The sequence below is a fragment of the Vreelandella lionensis genome, from assembly GCF_044543515.1.
Lineage (GTDB): Bacteria > Pseudomonadota > Gammaproteobacteria > Pseudomonadales > Halomonadaceae > Vreelandella > Vreelandella lionensis.
This window is the reverse complement of sequence record NZ_JBITWC010000006.1, coordinates 152944-162409: the sequence shown is the minus strand read 5'-3', so window position 1 is coordinate 162409 and position 9466 is coordinate 152944. Positions and strand designations below refer to the sequence as shown.

7 protein-coding genes are annotated in these 9466 nt (G+C 57.5%); 1 reads left to right on the top strand and 6 read right to left on the bottom strand.

The window, feature by feature from the left end:
• Positions 1-180: 180 nt before the first annotated feature.
• The 3 genes from ACIGG6_RS05600 to ACIGG6_RS05590 form a co-directional block, all read right to left on the bottom strand.
• Positions 181-2124, bottom strand: coding sequence for a tripartite tricarboxylate transporter permease (locus ACIGG6_RS05600; protein WP_399842990.1), 1944 nt, complete (start codon positions 2122-2124; stop codon positions 181-183).
• Positions 2125-2205: 81 nt separating this feature from the next.
• Positions 2206-3312, bottom strand: coding sequence for a tricarboxylate transporter (locus ACIGG6_RS05595; protein WP_399842989.1), 1107 nt, complete (start codon positions 3310-3312; stop codon positions 2206-2208).
• 52 nt (positions 3313-3364) lie between these two features.
• Complete coding sequence (locus tag ACIGG6_RS05590) at positions 3365-4489, bottom strand: 4-oxalomesaconate tautomerase (protein ID WP_399842986.1); 1125 nt, start codon at positions 4487-4489, stop codon at positions 3365-3367.
• Between the two features lie 149 nt (positions 4490-4638).
• Here ACIGG6_RS05590 and ACIGG6_RS05585 point away from each other — a divergent pair, with 149 nt between their 5' ends.
• The gene (locus tag ACIGG6_RS05585) at positions 4639-5544 is read left to right on the top strand and encodes a LysR family transcriptional regulator (protein WP_253018899.1); all 906 of its coding nucleotides are present in this window, start codon (positions 4639-4641) and stop codon (positions 5542-5544) included.
• Here the strand turns inward: ACIGG6_RS05585 and ACIGG6_RS05580 are convergent.
• From ACIGG6_RS05580 to ACIGG6_RS05570, 3 genes are all read right to left on the bottom strand, one after another.
• Complete coding sequence (locus ACIGG6_RS05580; RefSeq protein WP_399842984.1) at positions 5501-7000, bottom strand: cobyric acid synthase; 1500 nt, start codon at positions 6998-7000, stop codon at positions 5501-5503. The two genes, ACIGG6_RS05585 and ACIGG6_RS05580, sit on opposite strands and share 44 nt — an antisense overlap.
• 76 nt (positions 7001-7076) lie before the next feature.
• Positions 7077-8000, bottom strand: coding sequence for an alpha/beta hydrolase (locus tag ACIGG6_RS05575; protein ID WP_399842981.1), 924 nt, complete (start codon positions 7998-8000; stop codon positions 7077-7079).
• Positions 8001-8014: 14 nt separating this feature from the next.
• Positions 8015-9376 (bottom strand): cytochrome P450, encoded by a 1362-nt coding sequence (locus ACIGG6_RS05570; RefSeq protein ID WP_399842980.1) that lies wholly within the window; start codon positions 9374-9376, stop codon positions 8015-8017.
• Positions 9377-9466: the final 90 nt, after the last annotated feature.

Below are 9466 nucleotides of genomic sequence, written 5' to 3'. Positions count from 1 at the left end.
AGGGCTCTTCAGAGGGCGTTATACCCGACGATGGGCAGAAGCCGTGCGATGAGGGTGGTGAGTCAGGCCGCGAGTGTACGCCTGCTCTAAACGCAACGAACCCACCAAAATAGGTGGGTTCGTCAGCAGTCTGAGCCACTTAAGTGGCTTTTTGTGTGTTCGTCTTTAGCTCGCGCCGTTTTACAGCCCCGCCAACATTCCTGTCGGATAGGTCAGCGTTAGCAGGTTGGCCATCCCCATCAGAAATAGCGTGACGCCCGCCGCCAGCCCCACGGCAGCTACTGGTTTCATCTGTGCCACCACCAGTAAGAACCCTAGGCAAAATACCGCAGCGGCAAATAGGAAGCCCAGCACCATCACACTGCCTATTAATGCGAAGAAACCGGCGACCCAAATCAACTGCTGACTCAATGTCTGCGTTTGCCACTTCATCGGCTTGATGACCGTTCTGATAATTTCCATCACGCACGCCGCGACAATAATGGCAATCGCCAGCCTAGGCATGATGCCCCCCAGCATGGAAAGGTCCGCAAATGCCCACCACATGTACCCCGCCACTGCTAACAGGCTACCCAGCAACGCGACATCGATCACGCCCAGTGCCAGCGGAGCCACTTCCTCCTGAAGCTCATGGGTCATGGGTTCATTTGCTTGACGGCGCTTTTTCAAGTAGCTGCGTAGAGGCGGGAGTAGCAGTGATGCCGCAATCAGAGCACCAATGATCAGCACGCCAGGCCGCATAAAGGCCTCAGCCCCCTGAAACTGGGCAGCTTGATAGAAGTACGCTTCGGCACCGGGCGCGAGCACAAAACCAATCAAGAAGGCAGGACGAGACCAATTCGCCTGCTTGAACAGCACACCAATCGCGCCAATGATACCGAGTGCAAAGAGATCCCCCAGCGAGCGCGTTGCTTGGTAGGCCGCAAAGAGAATCAAGATGGTAATCAGCGGCGCTAAAATCACGAACGGCACTCGCGTTAAGCTAGCCACCGGGCGCGCTAAACCTAAACAGAGCGCAGCGCCTAAGATATTCGCCAAAGCTAACGACCAAATAATGGTGTACGTCAGGTCAAGGTTCGTCTCCAGCATACTCACCCCAGGCTGAAGGCCCAGCAGTAGCAAACCACCTAAAAACACCGCCGCCGTACCAGACCCAGGAATACCAAACAGTAGCGTGGGCACCATCGCGCCGCAGGCACAGGCGTTGTTAGCCGACTCCGGCGCAATCACACCGCGAATATCGCCTTTACCGAATTGTGATTTATCCTTAGCGCTCTGCACCGCATGGCCGTAGGTGAGCCAATCCACCACGGAGCCCGCCAAGCCAGGAACCGTGCCCATCAAGCTGCCAATCCCCGCGCAGCGAGCTACCAGTCCAGGCCGCTTGGCCACATCCTTAACGCCCTCTTTCCAGCCTTTGCCCAATTGGCAGGGCTGCTCGGCAATCGCGCCGCGTTTCACTAATAAATCAATGATTTCAGGCAGTGCAAAAATACCTAACCCCACCACCACTAACGGCAATCCATCGTAGAGGTAGTCAATTTCAAACGGCAGCCGGAACTCCCCGGTGGCGGGTGCCATACCAATGGTACCCACCAGTAAGCCAACACCGCAGGCAGCAATGCCTTTAAAGACATCTTTACCAGACAGCACCGCCACCATGGAGAGCCCCAGCAGCGTCAACATAAACAGCTCTGAGGAAGAGAACGAAAGCACGACCGGCCGGGCAATCAGGATAAAGGCCGTCAGCACCAGCGCACCGATAAGCCCACCGATCATTGACGACAAAAACGCGCTAGACAGCGCTCGTGCCGCCTGCCCTTTTTTCGCCAGCGCAAAGCCGTCCACAACGGTGGCCTGGGAAGCGCTAGAGCCCGGGATGCCAAGCAGTACCGAGGCAAACGTATCGCCCGTGGGGATCACCGCCACTAAGCCCATCAGCATGCCCAGTGCCACAGACGGCTCCATGCCATAGAGAAAGGGCAACAGCAGTGACATACCCGCAATGCCACCAAGCCCAGGAATGATGCCCACAATTAGACCGATGAGGACACCAATCACCATGTACAGCATATGGGGAACAGTAAACAACTGCCCCAAACTGGAAAATAAGACATCTGTCATTGTCTTGGCTCTTATGTTGTTTAATGTAAGGGAGCCCAAAGGCACTGCCTCAGCCGTGCCTTTTTAGTGTTAACTGGCGTGTTAAATACGGGCGCCGTGCTGCTCTAGCAGCCACTCCACCAGCCACTGCCGCGTGGCATCATCCAGCGACATGGCATCCTGCAGATGCTGCTCGACGACCTCACCAACCACCGGCGTGTAGGGGCCAAGCTGGGCCATGGCGGCTTCTTTGAACGCTTCCGTATCCACAAAACGGCGCGCCGCGTCGCGATACTCCTGAATCAGCGCTTCTGGCGCATCATTTGGCAGTAAAATCAATTTTTGCAGCGTAAACCCGGAAGCAAAGAACTTACGATACGCCTCGGCACCTGGGCCGCTGGGCGCTTCACCATGCAGGCTTTCATACACTTCGTTGAAGGTCGGCAAATCAGGGAAAGCAGGATCGCGCACGATCTCGCCGCTGTCGTTCAGCACGCCTAGCGAAAACAGCGGCACCGCTCGTCCGCTCTCAACCAATGGTTCTACGCTGCTGAAATAGGCAGAAGTGGTTTGGAAGTCGATATCAGCCTCGCCACGCTCAAAGGCTAACCGCCCTTCTCCACGGCTACGCATGCCCGACACGGCCTGCACATCGGCCCCCAGCAAATCAAGCGCAATCAGTACCGGTAGCTCTAGCCCGGTATGGCTCTGCACGGCAAACTTAACGCGCTGGTTAGTTACTGCGTTCAACACCTCCTCTGCGCTATCGCCTAGGCCAGGCTGGGCATAAACCACGCCGCCGGTGGGCGTGGCTAGAATCGGCGTCCAATCATCGTAGCTATAACGCACACGGCGGTCTTGCAGCATGGCAGGGTATTGAGTGGAGGCAGAGGTGCCTATCCACTGGCTGCCATCCGAGTCCGCTCGCATAGCAAACAAATTGCTGCCATTGATAGAGCCGCCGCCGGGTACGTTATCAATCACCAGCGTCGGGTTGCCTTCAATATGGTCACTCATCCAGGTGGTGAAGAAGCGCGCCCATACGTCGGTTCCACCGCCCACACCAAAGGGAATGGTCCAGCGGATGGTGTCAGGCACGTTCACATCGTCAGCGTGAGCATTCACACTGATAGCGCCTAGCGTGGAACAAGCAACGACCAGTAGCGCTTTCTTGAACGTTTTAAACGGAGTGTTCTTCAGGGTGGTCATGGCGATACTCCTGTTATTGATTATTGTCGGTTAGTTATTTTGGTAGCGTTATTCAATCAACGGTTTCGATGGCGTGATGCCCCACTTCCTTTGGCGGGCTCGTGTAAAAAATTTGCCCGCTCATAATTTTGCGAGCCGTTCGAATGAGCGACACGCGCGCTAGGTCAAAGGCATTCTGCTGGCGATATTCCGCCGTTAGCTCAATAGAACCAGAAGGATGCTCTAGTGTAATCTGTGATAACAGCTGCCCGGCAGAAAGCTTCTGAGTGATTATGGCCATGTGATTGGCCACCGAGCCGGGCACGTTAATCGCTGCCGCTACGGCCATCGCCCCTGTCACGGCAATCGCTTTATGGCAGCGATGGGGCACAAAATAGCGCACATTCAGGGTGTGTGATGCCGCTTCAGCCTCTGAAATCAGTACCACCTTGGGCAGCACGCTCTGGCTCACATCGCCCATTCCCATCCGCCGCCCTGCTTCACGGCGCAGGGTTTCTAAGCGGGTTAACAAGGGCGCGTTATTATCCAACTCCGCAGGCGCTTCATGGCCAGTTAGCCCCACCGACTCCGCGCGCAGCAGCATAATGGGGGTGGCGGCATCAATACAGCTCACCTCGACACCTTCTATGTCATCGCAGGCGTTTCCCGTGGGTAACAGCTGGCCCGTTTTACTGCCCATGATGTCTAAAAAGCTAAGCTGAATACCCGCCGCACTGCCAGGAACGCCGCTAATGGTGACGCTGCCTTCGTACTGCACCTGCTTACCCGGCGTGGGTACATGACACTCAATCAGCCGCTGGGTGTTCAGGTTATGCACCTTCACCACGGTCGTACCGTCTTGCGGTTCCACCAACCCTGTTTCGATAGCGTAGGGCCCAACGGCAGAGAGCATGTTGCCGCAGTTCGGGTTAAAGTCGACGCGCTTATTCACTACGTCCACCTGAGCAAACAGGTAGTCAACGTCGGCATCCGGGTGTGACGAGCGCTCCACAATGGCCACTTTGCTAGTGAGCGGGTCGCCCCCTCCAATACCATCGATCTGAAGCGCATGCCCAGAGCCCATCAGGCTCAGCAGAATATCAGCCTGCTGAGCCTGATCACTGGGCAGGTCTTTCATGCGAATAAAGGGGCCTCGAGAGGTGCCGCCCCGCATAATGACACAAGGAATGCTGTTCATATCGCTCCGCCATAGTTCGCGATGACTGGTATGAACGGAGAATGTCAGCCAATGTTTAATGTCTCAAATGCAAATATAGATTGCTATAAATCCGATTTGTGCATTAATGTGTTTTGGTTATGAATCCAACTTTTTAGCGCAACAATCCTATGCTGCATAGACTCGAATTTCTTGACCTCCAGGCCTTCATTTTGGTCGCTGAATTGGGCACCTTTCATGAGGCGGCGCAGCGCCTGCATTTGTCGCAGCCAGCGCTCACTCGGCGTATTCAAAAACTCGAAGAACTCCTTGAAGTTGAACTACTTGAGCGAACCACAAGGCGTACTCGACTAACGCCGATTGGAGCCGATTTTCTGCCCCGAGCCAGACGCATGCTAGAGGAGTACGAGTCCTCCATCTTAGGCATTCGCGAGCTCGTCACCCACCAAAAAGGCACGGTGACGATTGCCTGCCTGCCCACGGCGGCCTTCTACTTTTTGCCTAGTGTCATTCGCGTATTTAGCGAGGCGTGGCCGGGCATTCGCATCCGGATTTTGGATGTCAGCGCTAATGAGGGGCTGGAAAAAGTCATTAATGGCGAGGCGGATTTCGGCATCAACATGATCAGCGCGCAAAGCTCGGAGGTGCGCTTTACGCCGCTGCTGCGAGATCCGTTTGTACTGGCACTACGCTCAGACCACCCGCTTGCTAGTAAAAAGCAGATTGAGTGGAGCGATTTAGAGGATGTGCGGCTCATCACCGTGAGCCGCGATAGTGGCAACCGCACGCTGCTGGATAACGCTCTATCAGCCGAGGGTATCCACCTCAACAGCTTTTACGAGGTACAGCACCTCTCTACCTCGTTGGGACTGGTGGAGTCAGGCCTTGGCGTGGCTATTTTGCCGCGCATGACCATGCCCGGACCGGACCACGACACGCTCTGCTCTCGCGATTTACCCGAGCCACGCATTCAGCGCTCGATTGGCTTGGTACGCAGCAACTCGCATAGCTTATCCAGCACGGCGCAGCTGTTTATCGATCTTTTGTTAGAGCACTGGGGCAAAGAGACTGTTTAGCAGCGCTTGAAGACGCAATTAGCGCCAGGATCGCGTCGATATCCAGGTGCGCTTCTAGCGTATCGGCCAAGCGCTCCAAGGCTTGTTCGCGGTGGGCGTTGTAATCGACGCTGCCTGCTTTGGCTAGGCCAAGCTTGGTGAGGAGCGCTTGGCAGGCTTCTGGGTGATCGAATAAGCCGTGTAGGTAAGTGCCCATCACTTGACCATCCTCGCTGATGGCCCCATCCAAGTGGGTGCCTACATCGAAGAGTGGCCTGCTCAGGGCGGGGCCTTCGCTAACACCGTTATGAATCTCGTACCCCTCTACCTTTGCCTCTTCCCCCACCAACACGCCGCTCACGTTGCGAAGCTGTTTGCCCGCTACCATGCGAGTCGTCAGCGGTAATAGCCCCAACCCGGCCATCTTTCCAGGAGCACCTTCCAGCCCGTCGGGGTCATCCACCCACTCCCCCAGCATTTGAAAACCGCCGCAAATGCCCAGCACTTTGCCGCCGTAGCGCAGGTGGCGGGTAATCGCCGCGTCCCAGCCCTGGCGCTTTAACCAGGCTAAGTCGCTCGCGGTGCTTTTACTGCCGGGAAGTACGATCACATCAGCGGGAGGAATAGGCTGATCGGGGCCGATAAAACTAAGCGATACCTGCGGGTGCAGGCGCAGCGGATCGAAATCGGTGTGGTTACTGATGCGCGGCAGTGCGGGCACGATGACCTTGAGCGTTTGGCTCTCTTTCTCCGCCTGCACGGTGCCGATGCTATCTTCGGCATCCAGCAGCAGCCCTTGTAGATACGGCAGAGTGCCCAGCACCGGCTTTTGGGTGTGCGCTTCCAACCACTCTAGCCCTGGCTCTAACAGCGCAATATCGCCCCGAAAACGGTTGATGATAAAGCCTTTGGTGCGGGCCTGTTCGCTGTCACTCAGCAGCGCAAGCGTGCCGACCAGCTGAGCAAACACGCCGCCACGGTCAATATCGCCCACCAGCAGCACCGGGCAGTCAGCGGCTTCGGCAAAGCCCATATTGGCAATATCGCCTTTGCGCAGGTTGATTTCCGCCGGGCTGCCTGCCCCTTCGGCAATAATCACATCATAGCGCTGCTCTAGGGCTTGCCACGCTGCCATCACGCTCTCTTGGGCGGTGCGTTTGAAGGCGTGGTAGTCCAGCGCGTCCATATGGCCATACACCTTGCCGCGCAGAATCACCTGGGCACCCCGGTCGGTTTCTGGCTTTAGCAGTACCGGGTTCATATCGCTATGGGGAATGACGCCCGCCGCTTGGGCCTGTAGCGCGGTGGAGCGGCCAATCTCGCCGCCATCGCTGGTCACCGCGCTGTTCAGCGCCATGTTTTGCGGTTTGAACGGGGCCACCGAAACACCCCGGCGCTTGAGAACACGGCAAAGCCCCGCCACCACGGTACTTTTGCCCGCATCTGAGGTGGTGCCTTGAATCATCAGTGTGGTCATGCGTGGCCGCCCTGGCTAAAAGAGCGAACCTTAGCGGGCGTTCAAGCGCGGCGCAACCCAGTCGCGCCGCAGGCGGTTACAGCCCGAGGGTTTCTGCCCAGAGGGCGATACGCTGGGCCACGGTAGTATTCATTACAATATCCAAATGTGACACACCGGCAATAAATTCAAACTCCGCCTGGGGCGCGTGGGGATGTATGGTGGGCTCAAACTGCTTGGCATAAAACGCCTCATCCCTATCCCCCACCAGCACCAGAATCGGCGCGCGGATGTTGGCAAGATCGGCTTTGTAATGTGCGGTGCCAAAGCTCTCCATCATTCGATAGGTGTAGCTCAGGGTGTCCGAGCCGGTGCGGTACGCCAGCGGCAGGTTAAACCGCAGTACTGGCCAGTGATTAAATCGGGTGACGTTCATCTGATTGAGCAGCGCCAGCGGCACGATGCGCCAAAGGTTCGGCGTGGCCCATCCCGCCTGTTTACGCACCGTGGCGGCATTATAGGCTAGAAACGGTGCCAACAGCACCACACCAGCAAGCTTGCCCGCCTGACTACCCGCCGCAACACGCAGCGCCAGCCCACCGCCGGAGGAGTGCCCGCCAATAGCCACCCTATCGTGTGGGGCGTGCTCTTGTTTAGCGTGCTCAATCAGGTCGGCCAAGTCATCTTCCAGCTGGCCGATATAATCCACATCGCCACGCTGCGCAGGGTTTGGCCCATGGCCGCGTAAATCGGGGGTAATTACATCGAAACCGGCAAACTCCGCCAGATATTCCGCCATCGGGGCCAAATAGTGGCTGCTGGCCGATGAGCCGTGCAACAGCACTAACAGCGTGGGCGGTGTGGCCCGCCCGGCAACGTCGGCACTTGGGTAGTAGCGGTAACCCAAGGTGCTGCCATCCCGCGCGGTGTAGGATTGCAGCGGCGGGATATCCTCTGCGGAGGGCAGAATATTCACCAGCACATCGAAGTTTAAGCCGTTGGAAGCTTGCGCTTTTGGCATCGCGTTGTCTCCTTCTAAGCCGTGGTGGCACTGTTTGGCTGGAGGTGCTCCCGCCGAAACCGTAAGTGGAACGGACTAAGCAAGCTCGGCATGGGAACTTGGCCGTTGAGTTTCTCCGGTGGCTGCAGCGTCCAGCGGGCACGCCGTTGAAGTGCGGCGAGCAATCGGCTGGTGACGAGCAGGACGATATGCCTGCCGGGGCAGACCCCTGGCCCGCCGCTAAACGGCACCAGCGGCCACTGACCTGGTCCGTCGGGGGTTAGCCACATCTCTGGCATAAACTGGTGAGCGGCGTGTAAGTAGCGCTCATCACGATGAAAATAGGGCGTATGAATCAACAGCGATGTATGGGCTGGCAGGGTGCCCTGCTTCCACTGGGTAAGCCTAGTCGACTGCCTTAAAATCAGCGGGGTGGTGGGCCATAAACGCAGGGACTCTAAAACGCTGGCTGTTAACCGATCTACGGCGGGCGGCGACGTGCCATCGGCCTCTGCCATCGCCTGTGCCGCGAACTCGGGGTGCGCGCACAGTAACGCTAACGCACGAAACGCCGCCATGCCTGCGGGTTCAAATGCGAACAACCACTGGGGCACCTGCTGCAGCGGCGCTTGCTCGCTTTCCGCGCCTTGCGCCGAGAGCATCGCCATCAGGCTGTTCGGTTCCGCCCGCTGGTAGTAAAACGCCAGGTGCCGTTCAAAACGCTGCTGCAACCGCTTGCGTTTAGGGTGCATAAAACCCCAGTTGGCGGCTTTACGTAGGGTAGCAAGCTCTTTGGTGAGCGTGCGGTCGTAGCGGGCGATATCCCCCAGCACGATGCGCCGCACAATACGCTCCCAGGTAACGTGAAAGGTTGCCCAATCCAGCTCATCAAAGCGCGTTCCTACCCGCGCTACTAGCTGTTCGGCCTCCTCCTCCACAATCCTGGTAAACGCCTCAGCGAAAGTATGGCGGGGGCAGCTACTCTGTAGAACCCGCTCATTCAAGGCGCGGCGTTTTTCTCGGGCCTTGCCGCTGGAAACCAGCGCCATTTCCGGTTCAAAGTGGCCCAGGGCGCTGCGCTTTAACCGCTCATCGGTCGCAAACGGCTCGGGGGTGTGCTCCAACACGTCGTTGGCATCGGCGGGGTCCAGCACCACCGCCATCGGCTTGCCAGGCACTTTCAGCATCAGCGGCCCACGGCCATACTTTTGGCTTAACGCTTGAAGCTGCTGCACACCTTGGGCATCCAGGGCGAAGCGCTCCACTACCCCCACGATTTTCGGGCGGCGGCGTATCACCCCTTTCGCCACATTAGGCGCTATCACACGGCAAACAATGGCAATAGTTTCGCTCAGCGTGGCCGTCGGTAACGGCGCTGGGTTGGATCTCCTATCCATTCCTGCTCCTTGAAATGCACGGCTAACGCTTCAGTCTAGAATTCGCCGCCCCATACGCAAGGGAATAGCCCTCAACCCGCGTCAACCAGC

Excerpts from the sequence above, each read along its gene's own strand:
- ACIGG6_RS05580 (WP_399842984.1), bottom strand. The coding sequence starts at position 7,000 with ATGACCACACTGATGATTCAAGGCACCACCTCAGATGCGGGCAAAAGT.
- ACIGG6_RS05600 (WP_399842990.1), bottom strand. The coding sequence starts at position 2,124 with ATGACAGATGTCTTATTTTCCAGTTTGGGGCAGTTGTTTACTGTTCCC.
- ACIGG6_RS05595 (WP_399842989.1), bottom strand. The coding sequence starts at position 3,312 with ATGACCACCCTGAAGAACACTCCGTTTAAAACGTTCAAGAAAGCGCTA.
- ACIGG6_RS05590 (WP_399842986.1), bottom strand. The coding sequence starts at position 4,489 with ATGAACAGCATTCCTTGTGTCATTATGCGGGGCGGCACCTCTCGAGGC.
- ACIGG6_RS05585 (WP_253018899.1), top strand. The coding sequence starts at position 4,639 with ATGCTGCATAGACTCGAATTTCTTGACCTCCAGGCCTTCATTTTGGTC.
- ACIGG6_RS05570 (WP_399842980.1), bottom strand. The coding sequence starts at position 9,376 with ATGGATAGGAGATCCAACCCAGCGCCGTTACCGACGGCCACGCTGAGC.
- ACIGG6_RS05575 (WP_399842981.1), bottom strand. The coding sequence starts at position 8,000 with ATGCCAAAAGCGCAAGCTTCCAACGGCTTAAACTTCGATGTGCTGGTG.